Raw genomic sequence first — 22448 nt, 5'->3', positions numbered from 1 at the left:
CCGGCGTGTCTGCCGGCGAGGAGGTGGCGATCCTGGCGTTGAGTGCCAGCGTGGACGCCAGGCTGGCACACCCCGTGCGCCGGTGAGGGGTCGAGGTCAGGGGACGGCGAGGCGGCGGGACACGATCACGACGTCGCTCTGGTTGCCCCGCGCCTGGCGCAGCTCGGGTGGGCGGGGGACGAAGTCCGGGAGGCCGGCGAGGCCGAGGGTCTGGTCGTCGACGCGCAGCGTGGCGGGTCCGCCGAGCTGCAGGTCGACGGTCGCCCCCTCGGGCGGGACGTCGTCGAGCTGGAGCCGCAGCGGGCCGCCGTCGAGCGGGGTGGTCAGCGGCGTCCGGCCGGGGTAGGTCACCGTCACCGAGGCGGCGGGACGGTCGGCGCGCACGATGATCGTCGGCGCGCCCCGGGGCGACGAGACCTGCAGCCGCACGCCGCCGCCGGCGATCGGGGTCGCGAGCGCGGCGGGACCCGGCGCGGGCCGCACCGGCGCCGGCCCGCTGCCCACCGGCTCGCCGTACGGCCACGACGCGACCACCGACGGCGGGTCGGGCGCGTAGCGGCGCGTCCACTCGGCGGGCGCGGCGTCCGTCGTCACCCACCGCGCGACACCGGCGTCGGCGTCGAGGACGTAGGCGAGGCTGCTGCCCTGGGGAGTGCGGGCGTCGGGGCGGTCGACGAACAGCCCGCCCGCGGCGAGGATCAGCACCCAGAACAGCGCCATGATCGGCAGCGCGTAGCCCCGCACCTGCCCGGGCCGCGGCAGCGCCGAGAGCCCCGCGGCGATCGGCACCCCGACCAGCACGAACACCGCCACCGCGAGCCCGTCGGACACGCCCGCGACGCCGTAGGACGCGACCGCGAACGGGACGAGCAGGGCGACCGCGGGCACGGCGCCGAGCACGAAGAACGGGACGGCGAGCCACGGCCGCTCCCCCGCCAGCGCCACGACCAGCAGGCCCACCGCGAGCCCGACGACCGGCCAGGCGACCAGGAACACCGAGCCGGGCGCGACGACGGCGAGCCCCAGGGAGAGCAGCGCCAGCACGAGCAGCGCGCCGCACGCGAGGGCGAGGCCGCCGGGCCGGCGACGCAGCAGGCTCACGACCAGCGTCACCACGACGAACGCGAGCACCCCGGCCGCGATCTCGTAGAGCGTCGGGCGGCCGAGGAACGGACCGGTGTCGGCGTACGACGGGCGGAACCACACCAGCGCCTGCCAGAACCCGATCCCGGCGGCGACCGCGACGACCAGCGTCAGCAGGTAGGCGAGGAGGCCGCCCAGGACGCCGACGATCGTCGCCCTGCGTCGCACCCGCGCCACGACGACCAGCACCACGACCAGCAACAGGGCGAGGCCCGCGACCCCCCAGGCCCAGGAGCTGTCGTAGGTGACGAGGTAGCCGAGCGCGGCGAAGTAGGTGCGGTCGCCGGACGGCTCCCCGACGCTCGCCACGGGGTCGAGCGGCGCCAGGTCCTCGGCGCCGAGGGTGCGGGTCAGCGCCAGCGCGTTCCCGCCGTGGTTCTGCACGGAGGCGCGACTGAGGTTCGCCGGGGTGTCGCCGGGGGTGTGGTACTGGTACGGCCGCTCGACGAACGCCGCGTTCATCCCGGGCCGGCCGGCGTCGAGGACGGGCGAGAGGTCGGTGTCGTTGGGCAGGAAGCGGTAGATCTCGACCAGCGAGGAGTCGCCGCGCGGGTGCGGGACCGAGCGGGCCCAGGCGTCGACGAGCCCGGCGTTGCCCGGCGAGGTCTCGAACAGCAGCGACGGTCCCTCGGCGCCGCGGGCCTCCCAGTTGAGGACGACGGTCGGGCGGTCGGGGGGCAGTTGCTCGCGCACCCACGCCCGCGCCCCGAGCAGGCCCGCCTCCTCGGCGTCGGTGAGCACGACGGTGACGTCGTTGCGCAGCGGCGGGCCGACGCGCAGGGCCCGCACGGTCTCGAGGACCGTCGCGACGCCGGACATGTCGTCGGCGGCGCCGGGGCCGGCGGTCACCGAGTCGTAGTGCGCCATGAGGACGACGGCACCGGTCGGGTCGGTGCCGGGGAGCGTGGCGACGACGTTCTCGACACGCGCCGCCCGCACCTGCCCCTGCTCGGCGGCGATCGCGGCCGTGGCGTCCACCCGCGGGTCGAGGCCCTCGGCGCGCAGCCGTCCGACCAGCGCCTCGCGGGCCGCGTCGGACGCCGGGCTGCCGACGGGGCGGGGCTCGCGGGCGAGCTGGTCGACGGTCACGGCGGCCCGGTCGGCGCTGAACTCGGCGGGCGGCGCCGACGCGGGCACGGGGTCCGGCGGGCGCTCGAGGAGCACCGCGTAGACACCCACCACCGTGAGCAGCACCACGGCCAGCAGGCGCCCGATCACGGCGTGCACCGTCTCGCACCGGCGCGCGCCACGCCAGCGACAGGCCCGCAAGATCGGCCGTACGGCCGTGGCGTGATCGTCGTGGTGTGGGTCACGGTGGGGGTGACGACGACGTCGCACGAGGAGGAGCCCGCGCATGGGACAGCTCGACGGGAAGGTCGCCTTCATCACCGGGGCCGCGCGCGGCCAGGGCCGCAGCCACGCGCTGCGGCTCGCCCAGGAGGGCGCCGACATCATCGGCGTCGACATCTGCGAGCAGATCGGCACGGTGCAGTACGCGGGCGCGACGCCGGAGGACCTGGCCGAGACCGCGAAGCAGGTCGAGGACCTCGACCGGCGGATCGTCACGCGCCAGGCCGACGTGCGCGACCGGCGCGCGCTGCAGGCGGCGCTCGACGACGGGGTCGCCGAGCTCGGGCGGGTCGACATCGTCCTCGCCAACGCCGGCATCGCGAACCAGGTCGGCGGCGAGCCCGACGACGAGGAGCGCGGCTGGCAGGAGGTCATCGACATCAACCTCACCGGCGTCTACCACACCGTCCGGGTCGCCGCGCCGCGCATGATCGAGCAGGGCGACGGCGGCGCGATCGTGCTGACCAGCTCCACGCAGGGGCTGTCCGGGCGCGGCGGCGACGGCGGCGGCGCGATGAGCGGCTACGCCGCGGCCAAGCACGGCGTCGTCGGCCTGATGCGGACGTTCGCGCACTGGCTCGCCCCGCACAGCATCCGCGTCAACACCGTGCACCCGACCGGGGTGAACACGCCGATGGTCGTCAACCCGCAGCTCGAGGCGTGGATGGCCGAGAACCCGGAGAAGGGCGACGCGCTCGCCAACCTCCTGCCCGTCGAGATGGTCGAGGCCGTCGACATCTCGAACGCGATCCTCTACCTCGTCAGCGACGCCGGCCGCTACGTCACCGGCGTGACGCTGCCGGTCGACGCGGGCTTCAGCGTCAAGTGACCGACGATCTGGCGGGCGTCCGGGAGAAGGTCGCCGCGCGGGTGGTCGGCCGGGAGCGAGAGCTCGACCTGCTCCTGGCCGCCGTCGCGGCCGGCCGCGACGTCCTGCTCGAGGGGCCGCCGGGGACGTCGAAGTCGACGATCCTCGCGGCGATCACCGCCGAGTGGGACGTGCCGATGGTGTTCGTCGAGGGGAACGCGGACCTCACGCCGACCCGCCTCGTCGGGCACCACAGCCCGGCGCGGGTGCTGCGCGAGGACTACTCGGCGGAGACCTTCGTCCCCGGACCGCTGCTGGAGGCGATGCGGTCCGGCGGCTTCCTCTACGTCGAGGAGTTCAACCGGGCGCCCGAGGACACGCTGAACACGCTGCTCACGGCCATGGCCGAGCGCCGGATCGCCGTGCCGCGGGTCGGCACGGTGGAGGCGGCGCCGTCGTTCCGGGTGGTCGCGACGATGAACCCGTACGACACGATCGGCACGACGCGCCTGTCCACGTCGGTGAGCGACCGGCTCTGCCGCCTCGCCGTCGACTACCAGGACGCCGACGCCGAGCGGGCCATCGTCGCCGCCCGCACCGACCTCGACCTCCCGCGGCTGGTCGCCGACGCCGTCGGGCTGACGCGGGCGACGCGCGGGCACGAGGCGATCCGGCAGGGCAGCAGCGTGCGCGGGGCGATCGACCTCGCGCTCGTCGTCGACCGGCTGGCCCGCCTGCGGTCGGTGCCGATCCCGGACGACCCGGGCGTCACCCCGCCGCGGGGGCTGCCCGACGACTACACCGCGCTCGTCCTCGACGGCCTGCTGCTCGCGCTGTCGGGTCGTATCCACCTCGACGAGGTCGTCGAGGCGACGCCCGAGCAGGTGCTGCGGACGATCTGGGAGTCGTGGTTCGTGCTCGACCCGGCGCGCGCCGAGCCGGGTTGAAAGCAGGTCGAGGCCGACAGCCCCGTGACGCGCCGCTCGACCCGGCCGTTGCGTCGGAAACCGAAGCAGCTGACCGAGGAGCCGGCGCTCTACGAGCGGGCCGGGGCGGGTGGCGGGCTGGTGCTCTCCGACGGCACCCGGCGGCGTCGCGGGGACCGGTCGGTCGGGAGCAGGACGGCGCCGGGGGCGTCGGACGAGCCGGCCGAGGTGGTGGCGCTCGAGGACCTCTCGGCGCGGACGACCGACGAGGTCGCCCGCGCCCGGTCCCGGCGGATCGCCCGGCGCCTGGCGCTGCGCCCACCGACGGACGAGGAACGCTCGACCGGCGTGGCCGGGGAGCTGGTCAGCCGGCGCTGGCACGGCGCGGGCGACGACCTCGAGCTCGACGCGACGCTCGAGGTGCTCGCGGCGAACCCGGCGCCGGCCGACGAGGACCTCGTGGTGCGCGAGCGTCGGCGCAGCGCGCGGACGGTGGTGCTCGCGGTCGACGTCTCGGGGTCGATGACCGGGGAGCGCGCGCTGACCGCGGCCGCGACGGTCGGGGCGCTCGCCGGCGAGCTCGGGCGGGACCGGTTGGCGGTGGTCGCGTTCTGGTCGGACGCCGCGGTGCTCCTGCGACCCGGCGAGCGCCTCGCCCCGCTCGCGGTGCTGGACCTGCTGCTGCGGGTGCCGACCCGCGGGCTCACCAACGTCGCCTTCGCGCTCACCACCGCGGCACGGCTCAGTGCCGGGTCTCCCCACGCGCGGGTGCTGCTGCTCTCCGATGCCGTGCACAACGCCGGGCCCGACCCGCGCGGGATCGCCGGTCGCCTGCCGCGGCTCGACGTGCTGCTCGACGTGTCCGGCGAACGGGACGTCGAGCTCGGCCGCGACCTCGCCCGCGCCGGGCGGGGACACTGCCGGCTCGTGCGCGACCACCACGACGTCGCGCCGGCGCTGTCAGTGATCTTCTCCTCGTGAGCGAACTTTCGAGGTATCGCTCGAAAGTCCGCTCACGTGGACGGCCACCACCACCGGCCACACCGCCTGCGCGAGCACGACGATCCGCTGGGACAGGCCGTACCAGGTGCCGGTGGTGACGAGCTGGACCGCGAACCACGCCACGAGCACGACGAGCACGCCCGTCGCGACGGCCGAGGCCACGCGCAGCCGCCGGTCGACCGCCGGCGAGGCGACGAGGCCCAACGGCCAGATGGTGTAGCTCGCCCACGCGAGGCCGCCGGCGACCATGTGCACCGCCGAGTAGCCGCCCACCGGCTGCGGACTCAGCCCCGCCACCACGAGGAACACGCCGCCGGCCGCGAGCAGCCGCCACGCCGCCGGCGGCACGCGGGGGCGCAGGGCGAGCGCGGTGGCCACCGTCAGGGCGCCGACCAGCAGGATCGTGCCCGTCATGATCCAGCGGCTGGTCGCGGCGTGGCCGGACAGGGCGCTGACGGACTGGCCCAGCGGGTCGGGGCCAGGCTGGGCGGCCTGCGCGGCGAGGACCCCGACGACGAACACGACCGGACCGAGCAGCGCGGCGACGGTCGCGGGGGCCGGACGGGCGATCCGGGCCGCGACGACCAGCGGCCACGCGGTCTCGGCGAGGAGCAGCGCCCGCTCCGCGGCCCCGAGCCATGCGCCGTCGGTCCACGCCTGGGCGCAGAGCCACCCGAGCAGGGCGAGCATCGCGACCACGGCGACGAGCGAGCCCCGGCGCAGGACGGGGTCGAGACGCCGGTCGGCGACCAGCGGGATCGGCCAGAGCGCGAAGGCGACGGCGCCGGTGACCGTGGCCGCCATGTGCACCGTCGAGCTGCCGTGCGCGGGCTGGGCGGCGAGCGCCGCGACGACCACTGCCGCCCCGCCGAGACCGAGGACGGCGCGGCCGGGCCGGGACACGCCCCGCAGACCGGCCGCGATCAGCACGTACAGCACGCCCACCAGGGCGAGGGCGCCCGCCATGATCCAGCGGTCGGTGGCTGCGCGTCCGGCGAGCGTGCTGACGGTCTGTCCGACCGCGTCGTAGGCCCCCGGGGGCTGCGCGGCCTCGGCGAGCAGCGCGCCGACCACCAGCACCAGCGGCGCCGCGAGGGCCAGGGCCGCGATGAGCCCCGGACGCGCGCGGTCGTGCGGCTCGGCGGGGACGAGCTCCCGCTCGCGTGCCGACGTCGCCACTGGATCGTCCCCTCCGCGCGTTGATCGATCCCGCGACTACCCGGTGGCCGGATCACCCCACACTCAGCGCCGCGGCTCCCGGCGCATCAGCCAGGTCCGCGGTCCGGCGTCGGGGACGGCCTCGCGCGCGACGGTGAAGCCGGCCCGCTCGTAGTAGGCGACGTTCGCCTCGCTCGTCGTCTCCAGGTAGGCCGCCAGCCCGCGCTGGTCGGCGTCGGCGAGCGTCGAGGCCATGAGCGTCGTGCCGACCCCGCGGCGCTGCCGGACGGGGTCGACGCCGAGCGCGAGCAGGAACCAGTGCGGGTCGGGGGCGAGCTCGCGCCGCTGGCCGTCGAGCCAGCTCGTGTAGGCCGTGAAGCGGCGGAACGCGGCCGGCCCGAGCGTCACGGGGAAGGTCAGCATGCCGGCGCGGGCCATGGCGGCGACCGACATCGTGGTGTGGCCCGGGGGCAGCCAGATCGCGACGCCGGCGCGTCCCGGCCTCGTCGTCAGCGCGGTGCCGGCCAGCCGGCCGTAGCGCACGGCGCCGCGGAAGAAGCGGTCGAGCTTCGCCGGCCGCGTCGACGGGTCGGGGAAGACGAAGGTGAACATGCCGTCGTCGGCGAACGCCCGCGCGGCCGCGGCGGCGACCGCCGGGACGTCGCCCTCCCCCACCGGTACCGCCTCCCCCATGACCCGGATGGTGCTCCGCCGCGACGCGCCGGGTCCAGCGCCGGGTGCGCTGCGCGCTCGTGAGCACTTTCGCGTGCGATGGCACGCGAGGGTGCTCACCTGCGCGGAGCGCACCGGAGCGTCGTGCTCGGTGCCTCACCGAAGCGGGTGCGGTACTCGGCCGCGAAGCGCCCGGCGTGGGCGAAGCCGTGGCGCAGGGCGACGTCGGCGACGGTGGTGTCCCCGGTGGGGTCGAGGTCGGCGAGCTCGCGGTGCACGGCGTCGAGGCGCCGTCGCCGCAGGTAGGTGACCGGTCCGACGCCGAACTCGGCGTGGAACACCGCGCGCAGGGTGCGCTCGCTGACGCCGGTGAGCCTCGCCAGCTCGGGCGCGGTCGGGGGGTGGGCGGGGTCGGCGGCGGCGCGGTCGAGCACCCGGCGCACGACGGTCGACGACGCCGGCGGGGTGGGAGCGCGCAGCGCGTCGGTGTACGAGTGCGGGTGCCCGAGCAGCAGCGCCGTCGCCGCCGCGTGCTTCAGCGCCGCCCACACCCGCGGCGGCGGGCCCTGCGGACCGGCCGCCGCGCACGTGCTGCGCACCAGCTCGGCGGCCCCGCTCACCGTGCCGCGGGCCCGCCGCATCGCGAGGTCGAAGGTCAGGGGGACGTCGGGCGGGCGTCCCAGCAGGGTGGCGAGCTCGCGCTCGAGGTCGGCCCGGTCGATCTTGAGGACGAGCAGGTCGAGGCCCGCGTCCCACCGCATCGTCAACGGCCCCGACGACGAGAACACCGCGCCGTGCGAGGCGTCGGCGCGCACCCGCATCCCCCGGTGCTCGGCGTGGAAGCCGCCGCGCACGGGCAGGTGCACGGTGGCGAAGGCGTCGAGCGGGTGGGAGCGGATGTCGACGGCGGCGCCGTAGGAGAACCGCAGCAGCCCGAGGCCGTCGCCCGCGACCCACCGCACGTCCGCCCCGAACGACGCGCCCTCGCGGCGCACGACCATCCGGTGGCCGGTCATGAGCGGCTCGGTGCGCTCGTGGGCGTCGTCGGGGTCGGCCGTCCGAAAGCCCCCGCGCAGGACCTCCACGCCGCACCTCCTCGTGCCCGCGCCCGACGCTGGCCGGACCCGGCGGGGGTGTCAAGGGCCACACCCGGCTCGCCGGAACCGGACGGCGTCGCCGGAAGTGGCTACCGATCCACCGTCACCGGCTCCTAGCGTCCGGGCGCACCGGACCCAGCAGAGCCCAGCACGAGGACGTGAGCCGGTGACGATCACGGAAGACGCAGAACAGGACCGGGGCACGGTCATCCCCCTCGGCGAGTACGCCGACGGCGACTTCTACCCGGGCTACGAGCCACGGCTGGAGTCCCGGCCGTTCCTCGCCGAGCCGCTCGCGCCCTTCACGCGCGCCGACGAGGGCCGCTTCTGGATGCGGGACTCGCAGCACTTCGCCGAGGGCATCACCCCGGCGAGCATGGGGCTGCTCGAGGACGCCCAGACCTGGGGCACGCAGTACGGCGCCGAGATCGTCGGCATCCCGCCGACCGCGGGGATGGTCAACCGGATCGCCGGCGTCCACGTCTACCTCGGCCAGTGCCCGATCACCTCGATCTGGCAGATGGGCGCGCGCGCCGAGCGCTTCGGGGCGTTCGCGGGACCACGGCTGGCGGACTTCGACACCTACTGGGCGGGCTACCGCGCCGAGCTCGAGGCCGCCTACACCCACTTCGACGCCCTCGACGTCGACGCGATGGGCCGCGCGGAGCTGCGCGAGGCCCTGGTCGACGCGATCGCCTTCCACCGACGCGCGTGGGGCGTGCACTTCGAGGTCATGTACCTGCTCGCGGCCAACTACGTCGCGCTCTTCCAGCTCGTCACCGACCTCGGGCTGGACACCGGTCAGATCCCGAAGTGGCTCGCCGGCGAGGAGACCGCCTACCTGCGCACCGACGAGGAGCTCTGGCGCCTCGCGGCGCGCGCCCGCGAGCTCGGCGTCGCCGGGGCGCTCGCCGAGCCGACCGTCGAGGACGTCCGGGCCGCGCTCGAGCGGGAGGCGGACGGGGCGGCCTGGTGGGCCGAGCTCGAGGCGTTCCTCGCGGTCTGGGGCCAGCGCACCGACGAGACCGCGACGATGGACCGGCCGTCGTGGGCCGAGCACCCGGCCACGCCGCTGGGCTCGATCCGGGAGTTCCTCACCCGGCCCGAGGGCCACGACTTCGCGGCCGCGCGACGCGAGGTGCTCGCCGAGCGCGACCGTCTCGTCGACGAGGCCCGGGCCTCGCTCACCGAGGAGGACCGCACCCGGTTCGACGCGGCGCTCGCGTCCAACCGGTCCGCGAACTTCGTGTGGTGGAACGAGGAGCACAACTTCCTCATCGACCGTCGCGTCCACCTGCCGATCCGGCGCCTGACGCTGGCCGCGGCCGACCGGCTCGTCGCCGACGGCGTGCTGGACGCGCGCGACGACGTGTTCTTCCTGTTCCGCGCCGAGCTGCTCGACCTGCTCGACGGCGGCGGCCCGGCCGACTGCCGGTCACTGGTCACCGCACGCCGCGACTACTACGACCACTGGTCGGCCCGGGGCGGCGAGCTGCCGCCCGTCGTGGGGACGGTCCCCGACGCGGTCAACGACCCGATCATGACCGAACTGTTCGGCCTCACCCCGGACTACTTCGCGACGATCAAGGCGCAGCGGGCCACGGCCACGCTCTCGGGGTTCCCGGCCGCCCGCGGGACGGTGGTGGGCACCGCGCGGGTCATCCGGGCCGCGCAGGACATCGACCAGGTCCGCGACGGCGACATCCTCGTCTGCGGCGGCACGACCACCGAGTGGACGCCGGTGTTCGGGCTGGTCCAGGGGTGCGTCACCGACACCGGCGGCACCCTGTCCCACACCGCGATCATCGCCCGCGAGTACGGGATCCCGTGCGTCGTCGGCACCGGCGTCGCCACCTCGACGATCACCACCGGCGACCGCGTCCGCATCGACGGCGACCGCGGCGTGGTGGAGGTGCTGGGGTGACTCTCCACGACCTGGCCGGCGTCGCCGAGCGCGCCGCCCGCGCCGGCGGGGCCGTGCTCCTCGACCACCGCGACAAGGTGCTCGAGGTGACGCTCAAGGACGCCCGCGTCGACGTCAGTTCGTCGGCCGACCTGGCCGCGCAGGAGGCCGTCGTCGCGGCGATCCGGGCGGAGCGGCCCGACGACCTCGTGCTCGGCGAGGAGGACGCCCCCGACACGAGCGAGCCGGTCGCGGGGCTGTGCTGGTGGGTCGACCCCCTCGACGGCACGCGCGCGTTCATCGACGGCTTCCCGTGGTTCGCCACCGCGGTGTCGGCGACCCTCGACGGCGACCCGGTCGCCGCCGCCGTCCACGACCCGCTGCGCGACGAGCTCTACGCCGCCGTCGGCGGGGGCGGGGCCACGTGCAACGGGGTCCCGTTGCAGGTGTCGCCGGCGAGCCGAGCGGCCGAGGTCGTCGTCTGCGTGCAGGCCCAGTCGGCCGACCCGGCCGTCATCGCCGAGTTCGCCCGGCTCATGCGGGCGATGCTCACGGTGTCGGGCGGGGTGCGCTTCCCCGGCGCGCCCGCGCTCGTCATGGCCCACCTCGCCGCGGGCCACCTCGGCGGCTACGTCGAGCGGGACATGGCGCCGTGGGACGTCGCGGGCGGGCGGCTGCTGATCGAGGAGGCCGGCGGGCGCGTCACCGACTTCGCCGGGCAGGTCCGGGACGGGTCGGTGCGCCACGACATCGTCGCCAGCTGCGGCGGCGCGGTCCACGACGAGCTCGTCGCGGCCACCGGCATGCGCTTCGAGGAGGGCTGATGACCGTCAACACCGAGATCGCGGTGACCACCACCGGCGGCTGGGCGCGTCCGGGCTGGTGGGACGTCGTGGAGCCGGCCGAGGCCGCGGGGCGTTTCGGGCCGGAGGACGAGCGCGAGCTCTACGACGACTACTGCCGCCTCGCGATCGGAGACCAGGAGCGCTGCGGGCTCGACATCGTCACCGACGGCGAGCACCGCCGCCGCGGCTGGATCGAGAACATCACCGCCGCGCTGCCCGGCCTCGAGCTGCAGCCCGCGCCGCGCCGCCTCGGCGCGCTGGGCTACGACATGCTCGACGTCTGGAAGGTCACCCAGCCGCTCGACGACCTGACCTGGATGTGGGACTTCGTCGGCGAGTACCGGTTCCTGCGCGCCGCGACCGACCGCCGCCCACGCGTCGGCATGCCGGGGCCGTACGGCATGACCACGGAGCTGGACTTCCGCGACGTCTACCCCTCGCGCAAGGCATGCGCGGAGGCGCTCGTCCCGGCGCTGCGCGGGCACATCCAGGAGCTGCTCGACGCGGGCTGCGACTACATCCAGCTCGAGGAGCCGATCACCCCGGCCGTCGCCGACGACGACCGTACGCCTCAGGCGATGGTCGACGTGATCAACAAGGTGGTGGACGGCTTCGCCGGCTGCACCTTCACCGTGCACATCTGCTTCGGCTCGTTCCGCCGGCTGCCCTACGCCAAGCGGACCTACCGCTGGCTCTTCCCCACGCTGCTCGACGCGCACGTCCACGGCTTCAGCCTGGAGTTCGGCGGGCGCGAGATGGCCGAGATCGACCTCGTCGGCCAGTGGGACCCGGGCCGCATCCTGTCGGCGGGCCTCGTGGACATCAAGACGCACTACGCCGAGACCCCCGACGACCTCGTCGAACGCCTGCGCACGTGCCTGAAGTACCGCAGCCCCGAGGCGCTGGAGATCTCGACCGACTGCGGGCTGCGACGGGTGCCCCGCAACCTCGCGATCGCCAAGATGACGGCGGCCGCGCAGGCCGCGGAGAGGGTGCGTCGCGATGGCTGAGCCCTCGACCGGGGTCGAGCTCCCCAGGCTCCCTCTCCCGACGATCCGCGCCGAGACGGTCGGGTCGTTCCTGCGGCCCGCGGCGCTGCGGGAGGCGATGGCCGCCGGGGTGTCCGACCTGCGCCCGCTGCAGGACCAGGCGGTGCTCGACGTCCTCGAGCTGCAGCGGTCCGTCGGCCTGCCCGTCGTCGGGGACGGCGAGATGCGCCGGCGCATCTGGCACGGCCCGGTCCTCGACGTCACCGACGGCTTCGACCCCGAGGGCTTCACGCGCACCTGGACCGCCCCGGACGGGCGTGCCGCGTCGCACACCTCGCCCGTCGTGGCCTCGCGGTTGACCCCGCGCGGCAGCCTCGTCGACGTCGAGGCGGCGTTCCTGCTCGCGCACGCCGACCGGCCGGTGAAGGTGACCCTGCCCGTCCCCACGAACTTCCTGAGCTACTGGACCGCCGGCGTCTCCGACCGCGCGTACCCCGACCCGCAGGAGTTCCTCGACGACCTCGTGGCGATCATGAACCGGCAGGCGCTCGCGCTGGCCGACGCCGGCGTGCGCTACCTGCAGCTCGACGCCCCGAAGTACACGTTCCTGGACAACCGGCGCCTCTTCCCGGACCCGGACCGGTGGCAGGAGCAGCTGGCCTCCTACGTGCGGACCGACCGCAAGGTGTTCGACGGCCTGCCCGACGACGTCGTCACCGGCATCCACATCTGCCGCGGCAACTACCGCAGCATGTACGAGAGCTCGGTGCCCTACGACGAGATGGGCGAGGTCCTGTTCTCGGAGGCGCGCTACGACCGGCTGCTGCTCGAGTACGACGACGCCCGCGCCGGCGGCTTCACCGCCCTGCGCCACGTGCGCCCCGACACGACCGCGGTGCTCGGCCTCGTCACCACCAAGCACCCCGCGCTCGAGTCGGTCGACGACCTGCGCCGGCGGATCGACGAGGCCGCGTCCCACCTGCCCCTGGAGCGGCTCGCCCTGAGCCCGCAGTGCGGGTTCGCCAGCACGTGGGAGGGCAACGAGCTCTCCGCGGACGACCAGCGGCGCAAGCTCGAGGTCGTCGTGCGGACGGCGGATCTCGTCTGGTCCTGAACCATCCTTGATCCCCGGCGGCCGCTCGGGGCAAGGTCACGCGATGGCGACCGAGGTGGAAGCCGTCGGGGGTCGAACGAGGGCTGTCCGGGACTGGGCTGCCGCACGCCTCGACGAGGTCGTCGACGACCTCGCCGTCCTCGTCGACACCGAGACGCCCAGCACCGATCCGGTCCTGCTCGCGGCGGGCGCGGCCGTGCTGACCGGCTGGGTGCTGGAGACCTGGACGGGCTCGACGGCGACGACGCTCGGCGAGGGTCCGGGCGCGGTGCTGCAGGTGGACGCGCCGGGGTCGCGGGACGGCACCCTGGTGCTGCTCGGGCACCTCGACACCGTGTTCGACGCCGGCACCGTCGAGGCGCGCCCGTTCGCCGTGACCGACGGGGTCGCGCGCGGACCCGGGGTGTTCGACATGAAGGCGGGCCTGGTCCAGGGCGTGTACGCGGTAGCCGCGCTGGACGCGCTCCGGATGCCGCGGCCGTCGGTGCGGTTGCTGGTCAACGCCGACGAGGAGGTCGGGAGCCTGGGGTCGCGGTCGCTGCTCGTCGATGCGGCCGCGGGTGCGGATGCCGTCCTCGTGCTCGAGCCCGGCGGGGTCGCGGGCACCGTGAAGACGGCGCGCAAGGGCGTCGGGCTGTGGACGGTGACGGCGACCGGGATCGCCGCGCACGCGGGGCTGGACCCGGAGGCCGGTGCATCGGCGGTGCACGCGCTGGCGGCACTGACCGGGCACCTGGTCGGGCTCGCCGACCCCGCCGCCGGCACGACGGTCAACGTCGGCGTGCTCACCGGGGGCACGCGGCCCAACGTCGTCGCCGACCACGCGCGGATGGAGATCGACGTCCGGGCGCGCACGGAGGCGGAGGCCGAGCGGGTGACGGCGGCGCTGAGGGCGTGGGGCCCCGTCGACCCCCGTGTCCGGCTCGACGTCGCGGGCGGCTGGAACCGGCCGCCGTGGTCGGCGCCGGCGCCGGATCTCGTCTCGCGGGCGGAGGCCGTGCTGGCGTCGCTCGGGGTCGCGGTCGATCCGCGCGAGGTGGGCGGGGCCAGCGACGGCAACATCCTCGCCGCGGCCGGGCTGCCGGTGCTCGACGGGCTCGGGGCCAGCGGCGGCGGGGCGCACGCGGAGCACGAGCACGTCGTGGTCGCCGACCTGCCGGTACGGATCGCCCTGCTCGCGGGCCTGATCGCCGGCGACTGATCAGTAGCCTGACGACGAATCACACCTCGGTGGTTCACCTCTGGTCACGGACGGGTCACCGCAACGTTGCGGACGGGGGGTGATAGCGCGCGTTCGGGTGAGTTAAGGTCCGCCCTCGTGACCCAGTCGGGGGATGCCACTCAGACCAATGTGTTCGACCTGACGAAGCGGGGCTACAACCCGAACCAGGTCGACGGGCACGTGCAGGCCCTCCTCGCACGTGTCGAGATGCTCGAGCACGCCCACCGGCAGGAGCAGCAGCGCGCCGAGGACGCCGAGGCGGAGCTCCAGCGAGTCCGGACCCGCCCGGAGCGCCAGGGCGACGGCGACTCGGCCGTGGAGAGCGGCTTCGGCCACCGCATCGAACGCGTGCTGCGCGTCGCGGAGCAGGAGGCCGCCAACGCGCGGGCCACCGCTGCCCGCGAGGCGTCGGCCCTGATGGAGCGCACGCGCAAGGAGGCCGAGGCCCACCGCCAGGACGTCGAGCAGAACCTCGCCGCCCGCCGGGCCGCGCTCGACGAGGAGGCCACGCGCCGCCGCGGCGACCTCGACGGCCGCGAGCGCGAGCTCGACGAGCAGGCCGCCGCGACCCGCGAGGAGGCCGAGCAGACGCTGGCCGAGGCGCGGATGGGCGCCGAGCAGATCACCCGCGACGCCGAGGCCGAGGCGCAGCGCCGCCGCGACGACACCGAGGCGATCATCCGCCGCCGGCACACCGAGGCGGAGAACGAGCTGCAGCGCCTCAAGGGCCTGCACGACGGGGTGCGCACCGACCTCGGGCGCCTGCTCGAGTCGCTGTCCGGGCAGCTCCCGGCACGCGAGCGTCACCTCCACGCCGCGCCCGCGGCGCTGCAGGCGGCCACCGCTGCGCAGCCGGGGCAGGCCGACCAGGGCGCGCGCCTCGACGGGGCCGGTTCGTCGTGACCGCCGGGCGGGCGGCGCCCCCTCGGTTCAGCGCGGTGGTCGTGCCCGGGCGGACGGTGCGCCGGTCGGCGGCGGTGGACGACACCGACGTCTTCGCCCCCGTCGGTCCCGGGAGCGGCGCGGCGCACGCGGTGCGCGCCGGCCGTCCTGCTCGGGCGGCGGCTCCGGCTGCTCCGGCGGCTCCGGCGGCTCCGGCTGCTCCGGCTTCTCTGCCTTCTCCGGCCGAGCAGGCGCTCGAGGCGCTCCCGTCCGTGCAGCGCCGCGCGCTGGTCCTGCGCCACGCGCAGGGGATGGCCGCCCACGAGATCGCCGACCTCGACGCCGTACCGCTCGAGGTGGTCGAGCGCCGGCTGGCGCACGGCGCGCTGGCCTTCGCCCACCGCCTCGGCGTGGCCGCCGGGACCGCGAGCCCGGAGACGGTCGCGGCCCGGGAGATCGCCGCGCTGGGTGCGCGGGCGACGCTGCCGCCGAGGCCGGCCTCGCCGGTCGCCGTGCCTGCGGAGCGCGACCGGCGGGTGCCGATCGCCGCCCTGTGTCTCGCCGCGGCGGCGGTCGCGACGGTCGGAGCCGCGGTCGCGGCGACCACCGACGGGCTCGACTCCAGCGGACCCCTCGGCGACAGCTCGCCCGGCCCGGCCGTCGGCGACCTCCCGCCGCCCGGGCTCGCCGGGGCGCCCGGCGTCGGGCCGGCGTCGCCCACCGCAGGGGCGATCGACGACCTCGGCCTGCGTGAGGGCCCGTCGTCCCCCGCGGCCTCGTCGCCCGTGGCGCCGTATGCGCCCACGCCGTCGCTGGCCGCGGCTGTCGGCCCGGTGCCCGCCGGCGTCCCGGCGGGTGTGGGTGGCGGTCCGGGTGGGTCTCCGGTCGGGCCCGGTGGTGTGCCGGGTCGTGGCGCGCCGGGTGGTGGCGCGCCGGCCGGCGCCGGTGGCTCGGGTGGCGGTGCTGGTGGCGGTTCTGCTGGGCCGGGTGGCGGGTCCTCGCCGGGTGCCGGGCCGACGGCGCCGTCGTCCTCGGACCCGCCGTCGAGCACGACCTCGCCGCCCTCCTCGTCGGCCCCGGCTTCTCCACCGGCGTCCTCGAGCGGCTCGCCGTCGGCCGAGCCGACCCGGAACGACCCGCCGCCACGGGCCGCCGCCTCGAGCGGCGGACGGGGTGGCGGCGGCGGTGATCGCGACCGTGCGGACGACGGCGGCCGCGAGGGTCGAGGCGGCGCCGGTGGCGGCGACCGGGGCGGCTCCGGTGACGGCTCCGGTGACGGCTCCAGTGGTGGTGACCGCGGCGGCGGGGGTGGCGAGCGCGGCAGTGGCGGCGACCGGGGTGGACCCGCGCGCGGCGGGGGCCGCTGAGCCGGCTCCGCACTATCCCGGACGCTGGGCGACCGCCTCCCTCCCCGGCGACGTCGGCGAGGCGTCGTCGACGAGCCGCAGGTCGGCGACGTAGACCGCCTCGTCGGTGACGGCCGCCGGCCGTGGCACCGTGTCGAGGCGCCGCGGGTCGGCGGGCCGGTAGGTGGTGCGGCGGTACTGCCGGATCTCGCGCACGCGGTAGCGCCGGCGGCACAACGCCACCGCCTCGCCGTGCTCGGTGCCCGCGGCGAGCTCCGGGTCGAGGTACAGCGCGCCCTCGACCCACAGCCGCCCGTCGCCCGGCTCCGCGGCGGCCCAGTTCAGCGGGAAGAGGCGCCCGTCGACGTCGAGCACGTCGACCCGGCAGGGGCACATCGACGCCGCCACGGGCGCCGCGATCACCGAGCCACGGGCGTCGAAGCACCCGAATTCGTCGACCTCCCACATCTCGCCGTCCGAGAGCACCGGCAGGTGCCCGGCGGCGTAGATCGCGGGCGCGACCTCGATCTCGCCACCGACCACGACCGTCGACAGCTCCCCCGCCGCGAGGTGGTGCGGGAGGAGCTGGACGGTCAGCTCGCCGTCCCACCTCTCCTCCCGCAGCGCCCTGCGTCCGAGCGTGCGGCGTACGAACTCATCGCCCTGCTCGTGGTGCCGCCCCGCCACCGTCCGGTCCTTGCCGCGCCGCGCTCGTGCCGGCTTCGCCATGTCTGCCTCCCTGGGTCTCCACGGGGTTGGAGAGCCGGGAGGTCCGATCGGTTCCGTGCGGTCGCCGGCCTGTGGACAACTCGGAGCTGCTAGCCCGCGGCGAACATGCACGGCTGCCACGGCTCGAAGGGCTTGGCGCCGCCCACGACCTGGTCGACGTACTCCTCGAGGTAGCGGGCCGAGTCCTCACGCGAGGAGGGCCACGGGATGAAGGCGCCGGGCTCGGTGCCGATGTCCCCGGGAATGAGTCGCCCTTCGCGCACCAGCTGCGTGACGAGCCCAGCCGCGCGGCGCAGGAGCGCGAGGTCGTCGTCGCCGCCTTCGTCCAGGCTGACGATCCCGATGGCGTGGCCCATGTCGATCCAGTCCGCCCGGGCCTCCGCGACGATGTCGTCCATCATCTGGGTCTCGTTGTTCACCCGTCCTCCCTCCTCGGGGTGTGCACCCGGACCTGGCTGCCGCGCCCGGCGTTGATGTCGACCGCCGGGTCGTGAGGCGGGGACGACGACGTCGGGCGATAGGTCATGTACGTGCCGTCGGCGAGGACGACGACCGTCCTCGCGTCCGACGTCTGGACCACCTGCGCGCCCTCCGACAGCGAACGGTAGATCTCGTTGACCTCAGCAACGGTGTCGACCTCGCGCACGGGGAGCTTCCTGTGCTTGGCGCTCCCCCTCCGCCCGATGTGCACGCCCCTCGTCGCGGCGTGCTCCGCCGCGGTCAGGCCGTTGTACCGCCCTAGGGTTGGCGACCCGTCGTCGATTTGCGGCGACCCCGACGGCAGGGCCTCGGCCGCGCGGGTGGCGCGCTCGATCCGTCCTGCGGCACCGGCGCCGCCGACCGCGGACAGCCCGAGATCCGCGAGCATCTGGCCCGCCCAGCGGGTCGGGTTGGTCGCCGCCTCACGAGGGCGGAGGGCCTGCTCGATGGTCTCGGCGGGGTGGGTGACCGCGTGGGCGACGCCGGTGCCGAGGTCCCGCCAGCCGTCGACGGCAGCGGCGGGTTCGACGAGGACGCGCGCCGGGTTGACCTGCCAGAGGAACTGCCCGGTCGCGGCGATCTCCGACCAGGCCCCGCCGGCGAGGTCGCCCAGGAACCCGCCGACCTGCTGCACCACCGAGGGCGCGGGTGGCGCGCGGTCCCGGGCGTGGGCGACGACGACGGCGGCCCGGTCGCCTGCCTCGTGGACCGCCTCGCGGGCGATCCGCAGCCGTTCGACCGCGGCTGCTCGCACAGGGGCGCCGGGATCGGGCTGGTCGGGCGCCGGCGGCTGCGCTCTGAGCCACTCCGCCGCGTCCCATCCCTGCACGGCCGCCACCGCCTCGGCGCGCGCCCACTCGAGGACGTCGGCGAACTCCGTCAGCGCGTCGGCGGCCTGCAGGAACGCCTCGCCCGTCCCGATCCAGTTCGGTGGCACCGGGTCGAACACCCGGCGGTAGCTGTCCGCGCCCTCGCCCCGCCAGGCGTCGGTCTCGATGCGACGCAGCCCGTCGCCGGCTCCGATCAGCGCCGCGCCGAGCCGCGCGATCGCGGCTCCCGCATCACGGACGCGGGACGGGTCGCCGGGCAGCAGCGCCGCCGCGTCCGTCGTCTCGCCGAGCTCGGCCACCGTCGGCGTCACCGCCCCCAGCGGAACTGCTCGACGGCGAGGTCCTCGGCTTCCGCGTAGGTCCGCGCGGCCTCCTGCAGGCCCTGCGCCAGCGCGTTGCCGTCGTCGGTGAGGTTCGCCAGCCCGTGGGACCAGCGCACGGCGAAGTCGGCCGTAACCGCCCCCAGGCCGTCGTGCCCGAACGCCTTCGGGTCGTCCACGAGGTCCTCGACGTCGTGGCGGGCGAGCTCCGCCATGACGGCGTCGACGCCGTGCGCCGCGTCGAGCAGCGCCTGCATCACCACCTGCACGTCGGCCACGACCGGCGACGGTAGGCAACGCGACGCCGCGCCGGGTGCGGTTTCGCGCAGCTCGCGGCACCATCCCCGACGCCATGGACGACCGGGACGCGCGCACCGACGACTACACCCGCGCGGTGCTGCGCATCCCCGATCTCCACGGCCGCGCCCTGCTCCTGCGACCCCGGACGACCGGCCACGTCGAGGGCGTCTTCCCGTTCGACGCGCCCGTCCACGTCGTCACCGCCCACAACCCCGGGCCCGCGCGGCTCGGTGAGGCGGAGAACGCCGCTCGGCAGGCCCGTCTCGAGGCGGAGCTCGACGCACGCGGCCTCCGGCACCGGCACGTCGTCGCGGGCGCCGAGGACGGGTCGCACGCCGAGGCGGGCGCGCTCGTGGAGGGCCTCGACGACGACGCGGCGCGGGCCCTCGGCGCGGCGTGGGGACAGGACGCCGTGTTCCGCTGGAGCCCGACGGCGTGGACCGTGCTCGCCAGCGACGACGCGCCGTCGGTGGACCTGGGGTGGGAACTCGCGCATGACCACGCCCGCGACCAGGGGCAGGATGGCGGGAGTGAGTGACTGGAACCAGCAGATCATCGACGAGTTCCGCGCCAACGAGGGGCGGGTCGGCGGCAACTTCGAGGGCGCCCCGCTGCTCCTCCTGCACCACATCGGGCGGAAGTCGGGCACCGAGCGGGTGACACCGATGATGTACCAGGCCGTCGGCGACTCCTACGCGGTCTTCGCGTCGAAGGCCGGCGCCGACACCCACCCCGACTGGTACCACAACCTGCTCGCCCACCCCGACGTCAGCGCCGAGATCGGCACCGAGACCGTCGAGCTCCGCGCCCGCGACCTCGCCGCCGACGAGCGCTCACCGATCTGGGAGAAGCAGAAGCAGGACTACCCGGGCTTCGCGGGCTACGAGTCCAAGACCGACCGCACGATCCCGGTCGTGTTGCTCGAGCGACGCTGATGGCGCGCCCGGTGTGGAACGAGCTCGCCCAGAAGCGGGGCGAGCTGCTCAGCCGCGACCTCGCCCCCGCCGTCCACGCCGACCGTTGGGCGCGGCGCTACGACGGCACGGTGGGCGAGCTCAACCGCTGGGTCGACCACGTCCGGGACACCACCTACGAGAACCTCCCCTACTTCGACCCGGCGAGCGCCGGACAGGGGGCGCGCGTGCTCGTGCTGCTCCAGGACCCGTCGGGCGAGGCGGAGGAGGGCTCGGGGTTCGTCAGTCGCCACAACGACGACCCCACCGCGCACAACACCTACATCGCCGCCGACCGGGCGAAGCTCGGCTACGACATCTCCCTGCACTGGAACGTGGTGCCGTGGTGGGTCGCGAACCCGGCCAAGCCGGTGCGCTCCCTGGAGAAGGAGGCGGTGCGGGCCCAGCCGTACCTGGTCGAGCTGCTCGAGATGCTCGACCCGGGCCCGTCCGAGGTCGTGCTCCTGGGCAAGCCCGCCGCTCGCGCGTGGCGGCGGCTCGTGCGCGCGGGGCTGCCCGGGGCGTTGCGGGACGCGACGGTCGCGACGGCTCCGCACCCCAGCCCGCTGGTGTTCCCGCGGGTCGACGCGGCGACGGGGCGAGGCAACAGCGACCTCGTCGTCGAGGCGTTCCGGATGGCCGGGCAGCGGGCGCGGGGCGAGAAGGTGCGCCCGGCGGTCGGCGGACCGGCTGGGCGGCGACGGCCGTTCTGACGGTCTCGCCCGATTCGGCCCTGCGTGGACGGGGATCTCGCTAGCGTCCGTGTCGACACGGTGGTCGACACGGTGGTCGACGGGAGGGAGGCGAGGTGACCGAGCCCCAGCCGCCGCCGCTGCAGGCCGACTCCCCGGCGTCCCTGCCCGACGGGACGACGGTGCCGCGGTTCCGGCCGCCGGAGGTGGGTGGCGGTGCCTTCACCGTCGACCTGGCCCGCGCGCCCGAGGCGATCCGGGAGCTGGAGCAGGCGAAGGTCGAGCTGTTGAGTATCCGCGATGAGGCCTTCGCCCTCGGCAAGGTCGACCCACCGGCCGCCGACCAGGTGAGCGTCGACGCCGCGCGGATGCTGGGGATCGCCGCGTCCGGCGGCCCGGGATCGTTGGTTGCAGCGCTGGAAGCGGGCGCAGACCAGATTCAGGACCTCATCGACTCGCTTCGCGATGGCTTCCGCTCGTACGAAGAGATCGATGCCGCCAACCGCAGCCGGCTCGGCCTTCGTGAGTAGACGACTCGTCCTCGCCCTCGTGATCCTGACCGCGCTGTGCGCGTGCTCGACCGCACCAACGGTTCCACCTCCGCCGACTGACGGCCGCTTCGGAGCGCCGCTCCCGACGTCATCACGCGATCTGCGACGAGCCGCGGAGGATCCGTGCGAGAACATGCTGACGGACCAGCAGGTCATCGCGCTGGGGCTCGCGCCGACGACGGCGCGGATCGTTGACCTGCCCGGTACCCGCCAGTGCTCGTGGAGCGACGAGGAGCAGAGACAGACGCTGAGCCTGGCCCCCTGGGCGGAACGAGACCTGCTCGTCGACACCTACCGCACTCGTCAGCTCGCTGTATTCCGTCCCGACGAGATCGCGGGAGCGCCAGTCGTCTATCAGCAGTCAGCACCGTCGGCCCCGGCATGCACCATCACGGCCGGCGCGGCTCAGGGCCAAGCTTTCGAGACGACCTGGTACTCGCTCGGACGGGCTGCCGGGTCCACCCCGTGTGAATCTGCGCGCCGCACCGTCGAGACGGTGCTCTCAAACCTCCCACCCGCGCCACAGAAGTGACCACATCCCGCACCTTCGCCGACCACCTCGCCTCGCTCCCGCCGTCGGCCGGCACCACGATCCTGGTCGGCATCGACGGCTTCTCCGGCGCCGGCAAGACCGCGCTGGCAGGGGAACTGGCCGAGCACGAGGACGTCACCGTCGTCTCGATCGAGGAGTTCTACCTCGGCTGGGAGGGGCTGGCCGCGGCGCCGGGTCGAGTGCTGGACGGCCTGGTCGCGCCGCTCCGCCGCGGCGGGACACCGTGCTGGCGGCCGTGGGACTGGGAGCACGAGCGCGAGGGCCCGGAGCAGGAGCGGCCGGTGACCACGCGCGTCGTCGCCCTCGAGGGCTGCGGCGCCGGGGCCCGGTCGCTGCGCCATCACCACGCCCTGACGGTGTGGGTCGACGCCGACCCGCCGGAGAGGGAACGGCGGCTGCGCACCCGCGAGGATTGGCCGCTCTACGCGCCCCATCGGGACGCGTGGCGCCGCACCGAGCAGGCGCTCGCGGAGCGCGAGGGGCTGCCGGGCGCCGCGGACGTCATCGTCCGTCGTCACCCGGACGGGTCGCTCGACATCCGCACGTCACGTCACCGATGAGGTCGTGTGTGCTCCCTGTGGGT

24 protein-coding genes are annotated in these 22448 nt (G+C 75.4%); 16 read left to right on the top strand and 8 right to left on the bottom strand.

Annotation, left to right across the window (positions count from 1 at the left end; all coding sequences use genetic code 11):
- Positions 1–96 precede the first annotated feature (96 nt).
- Positions 97–2361: a M20/M25/M40 family metallo-hydrolase gene (locus PGB27_RS24460; RefSeq protein ID WP_274203043.1), complete on the bottom strand. Its 2265-nt coding sequence runs from the start codon at positions 2359–2361 to the stop codon at positions 97–99.
- 136 nt (positions 2362–2497) lie between these two features.
- Here PGB27_RS24460 and PGB27_RS24455 point away from each other — a divergent pair, with 136 nt between their 5' ends.
- From PGB27_RS24455 to PGB27_RS24445, 3 genes are read left to right on the top strand one after another with little or no spacing between them, the layout of a single operon-like run.
- Positions 2498–3322, top strand: coding sequence for a mycofactocin-coupled SDR family oxidoreductase (locus PGB27_RS24455; protein ID WP_274203042.1), 825 nt, complete (start codon positions 2498–2500; stop codon positions 3320–3322).
- Entirely contained in the window at positions 3319–4248 is a 930-nt protein-coding gene (locus PGB27_RS24450) for an AAA family ATPase (protein ID WP_274203041.1), read from the top strand. Before PGB27_RS24455 ends, PGB27_RS24450 begins: the two co-directional genes overlap by 4 nt.
- 24 nt (positions 4249–4272) lie before the next feature.
- The gene (locus PGB27_RS24445) at positions 4273–5208 is read left to right on the top strand and encodes a vWA domain-containing protein (RefSeq protein ID WP_274203040.1); all 936 of its coding nucleotides are present in this window, start codon (positions 4273–4275) and stop codon (positions 5206–5208) included.
- On the opposite strand, the gene PGB27_RS24440 is transcribed toward PGB27_RS24445, so the two are convergent.
- The 3 genes from PGB27_RS24440 to PGB27_RS24430 form a co-directional block, all read right to left on the bottom strand.
- Positions 5188–6408, bottom strand: coding sequence for a DUF998 domain-containing protein (locus PGB27_RS24440; protein WP_274203039.1), 1221 nt, complete (start codon positions 6406–6408; stop codon positions 5188–5190). The two genes, PGB27_RS24445 and PGB27_RS24440, sit on opposite strands and share 21 nt — an antisense overlap.
- 63 nt (positions 6409–6471) lie before the next feature.
- On the bottom strand, positions 6472–7080 hold the full coding sequence (locus tag PGB27_RS24435; protein WP_274203038.1) for a GNAT family N-acetyltransferase: 609 nt from the start codon (positions 7078–7080) through the stop codon (positions 6472–6474).
- Between the two features lie 95 nt (positions 7081–7175).
- Complete coding sequence (locus PGB27_RS24430; protein WP_274203037.1) at positions 7176–8144, bottom strand: AraC family transcriptional regulator; 969 nt, start codon at positions 8142–8144, stop codon at positions 7176–7178.
- 178 nt (positions 8145–8322) lie between these two features.
- On the opposite strand from PGB27_RS24430, the gene PGB27_RS24425 reads away from it, so the two are divergent.
- From PGB27_RS24425 to PGB27_RS24395, 7 genes are all read left to right on the top strand, one after another.
- On the top strand, positions 8323–10080 hold the full coding sequence (locus tag PGB27_RS24425; RefSeq protein WP_274203036.1) for a PEP-utilizing enzyme: 1758 nt from the start codon (positions 8323–8325) through the stop codon (positions 10078–10080).
- Positions 10077–10883, top strand: a complete 807-nt coding sequence (locus tag PGB27_RS24420) for an inositol monophosphatase family protein (protein ID WP_274203035.1) — start codon at positions 10077–10079, stop codon at positions 10881–10883. Before PGB27_RS24425 ends, PGB27_RS24420 begins: the two co-directional genes overlap by 4 nt.
- Positions 10883–11914 (top strand): cobalamin-independent methionine synthase II family protein, encoded by a 1032-nt coding sequence (locus tag PGB27_RS24415; protein WP_274203034.1) that lies wholly within the window; start codon positions 10883–10885, stop codon positions 11912–11914. The genes PGB27_RS24420 and PGB27_RS24415 overlap by 1 nt, the downstream gene beginning before the upstream one ends.
- Complete coding sequence (locus PGB27_RS24410) at positions 11907–13007, top strand: cobalamin-independent methionine synthase II family protein (protein WP_274203033.1); 1101 nt, start codon at positions 11907–11909, stop codon at positions 13005–13007. The genes PGB27_RS24415 and PGB27_RS24410 overlap by 8 nt, the downstream gene beginning before the upstream one ends.
- Positions 13008–13050: 43 nt before the next feature.
- Positions 13051–14208 (top strand): M20/M25/M40 family metallo-hydrolase, encoded by a 1158-nt coding sequence (locus PGB27_RS24405; RefSeq protein ID WP_274203032.1) that lies wholly within the window; start codon positions 13051–13053, stop codon positions 14206–14208.
- 150 nt (positions 14209–14358) lie between these two features.
- On the top strand, positions 14359–15132 hold the full coding sequence (locus tag PGB27_RS24400; RefSeq protein ID WP_274203031.1) for a coiled-coil domain-containing protein: 774 nt from the start codon (positions 14359–14361) through the stop codon (positions 15130–15132).
- A gap of 41 nt (positions 15133–15173) precedes the next feature.
- Positions 15174–16478 carry an RNA polymerase sigma factor gene (locus PGB27_RS24395; protein ID WP_274203030.1) on the top strand — a complete coding sequence of 435 codons (1305 nt, stop codon included), beginning with the start codon at positions 15174–15176 and terminating at the stop codon, positions 16476–16478.
- A 12-nt stretch (positions 16479–16490) separates the two neighbouring features.
- Here PGB27_RS24395 and PGB27_RS24390 read toward each other — a convergent pair whose 3' ends face one another.
- The 4 genes from PGB27_RS24390 to PGB27_RS24375 form a co-directional block, all read right to left on the bottom strand.
- A complete protein-coding gene (locus tag PGB27_RS24390; RefSeq protein WP_274203029.1) occupies positions 16491–17186 on the bottom strand; it encodes a hypothetical protein in 696 nt (231 codons plus the stop codon).
- Positions 17187–17275: 89 nt separating this feature from the next.
- A complete protein-coding gene (locus tag PGB27_RS24385; protein WP_274203028.1) occupies positions 17276–17605 on the bottom strand; it encodes a hypothetical protein in 330 nt (109 codons plus the stop codon).
- The gene (locus PGB27_RS24380) at positions 17602–18807 is read right to left on the bottom strand and encodes a putative T7SS-secreted protein (RefSeq protein WP_274203027.1); all 1206 of its coding nucleotides are present in this window, start codon (positions 18805–18807) and stop codon (positions 17602–17604) included. Before PGB27_RS24380 ends, PGB27_RS24385 begins: the two co-directional genes overlap by 4 nt.
- Positions 18804–19094 carry a hypothetical protein gene (locus PGB27_RS24375; protein WP_274203026.1) on the bottom strand — a complete coding sequence of 97 codons (291 nt, stop codon included), beginning with the start codon at positions 19092–19094 and terminating at the stop codon, positions 18804–18806. Before PGB27_RS24375 ends, PGB27_RS24380 begins: the two co-directional genes overlap by 4 nt.
- A gap of 74 nt (positions 19095–19168) precedes the next feature.
- On the opposite strand from PGB27_RS24375, the gene PGB27_RS24370 reads away from it, so the two are divergent.
- From PGB27_RS24370 to PGB27_RS24345, 6 genes are all read left to right on the top strand, one after another.
- Entirely contained in the window at positions 19169–19654 is a 486-nt protein-coding gene (locus PGB27_RS24370; RefSeq protein WP_274203025.1) for a DUF3293 domain-containing protein, read from the top strand.
- Positions 19647–20051 carry a nitroreductase family deazaflavin-dependent oxidoreductase gene (locus PGB27_RS24365; protein WP_274203024.1) on the top strand — a complete coding sequence of 135 codons (405 nt, stop codon included), beginning with the start codon at positions 19647–19649 and terminating at the stop codon, positions 20049–20051. Before PGB27_RS24370 ends, PGB27_RS24365 begins: the two co-directional genes overlap by 8 nt.
- Positions 20051–20782 (top strand): uracil-DNA glycosylase, encoded by a 732-nt coding sequence (locus PGB27_RS24360; protein ID WP_274203023.1) that lies wholly within the window; start codon positions 20051–20053, stop codon positions 20780–20782. Before PGB27_RS24365 ends, PGB27_RS24360 begins: the two co-directional genes overlap by 1 nt.
- Positions 20783–20877: 95 nt before the next feature.
- Complete coding sequence (locus tag PGB27_RS24355) at positions 20878–21291, top strand: hypothetical protein (RefSeq protein ID WP_274203022.1); 414 nt, start codon at positions 20878–20880, stop codon at positions 21289–21291.
- Positions 21227–21844 (top strand): DUF3558 domain-containing protein, encoded by a 618-nt coding sequence (locus PGB27_RS24350; protein WP_332843873.1) that lies wholly within the window; start codon positions 21227–21229, stop codon positions 21842–21844. Before PGB27_RS24355 ends, PGB27_RS24350 begins: the two co-directional genes overlap by 65 nt.
- Positions 21841–22425 (top strand): nucleoside/nucleotide kinase family protein, encoded by a 585-nt coding sequence (locus tag PGB27_RS24345; protein WP_274203020.1) that lies wholly within the window; start codon positions 21841–21843, stop codon positions 22423–22425. Before PGB27_RS24350 ends, PGB27_RS24345 begins: the two co-directional genes overlap by 4 nt.
- Positions 22426–22448: the final 23 nt, after the last annotated feature.

Origin of the sequence: Actinomycetospora lemnae (assembly GCF_028737315.1) — a bacterium.
Classification (GTDB): domain Bacteria; phylum Actinomycetota; class Actinomycetes; order Mycobacteriales; family Pseudonocardiaceae; genus Actinomycetospora; species Actinomycetospora lemnae.
The sequence above is the reverse complement of the archived record's forward strand: the minus strand, read 5'-3'. Positions and strand labels throughout refer to the sequence as shown.

Bases quoted from the DNA above. Each gene is read 5' to 3' on its own strand.
- PGB27_RS24455 (WP_274203042.1), top strand. From the start codon at position 2,498: ATGGGACAGCTCGACGGGAAGGTCGCCTTCATCACCGGGGCCGCGCGC.
- PGB27_RS24435 (WP_274203038.1), bottom strand. From the start codon at position 7,080: ATGGGGGAGGCGGTACCGGTGGGGGAGGGCGACGTCCCGGCGGTCGCC.
- PGB27_RS24415 (WP_274203034.1), top strand. From the start codon at position 10,883: ATGACCGTCAACACCGAGATCGCGGTGACCACCACCGGCGGCTGGGCG.
- PGB27_RS24410 (WP_274203033.1), top strand. From the start codon at position 11,907: ATGGCTGAGCCCTCGACCGGGGTCGAGCTCCCCAGGCTCCCTCTCCCG.
- PGB27_RS24405 (WP_274203032.1), top strand. From the start codon at position 13,051: ATGGCGACCGAGGTGGAAGCCGTCGGGGGTCGAACGAGGGCTGTCCGG.
- PGB27_RS24390 (WP_274203029.1), bottom strand. From the start codon at position 17,186: ATGGCGAAGCCGGCACGAGCGCGGCGCGGCAAGGACCGGACGGTGGCG.
- PGB27_RS24370 (WP_274203025.1), top strand. From the start codon at position 19,169: ATGGACGACCGGGACGCGCGCACCGACGACTACACCCGCGCGGTGCTG.
- PGB27_RS24360 (WP_274203023.1), top strand. From the start codon at position 20,051: ATGGCGCGCCCGGTGTGGAACGAGCTCGCCCAGAAGCGGGGCGAGCTG.
- PGB27_RS24350 (WP_332843873.1), top strand. From the start codon at position 21,227: ATGGCTTCCGCTCGTACGAAGAGATCGATGCCGCCAACCGCAGCCGGC.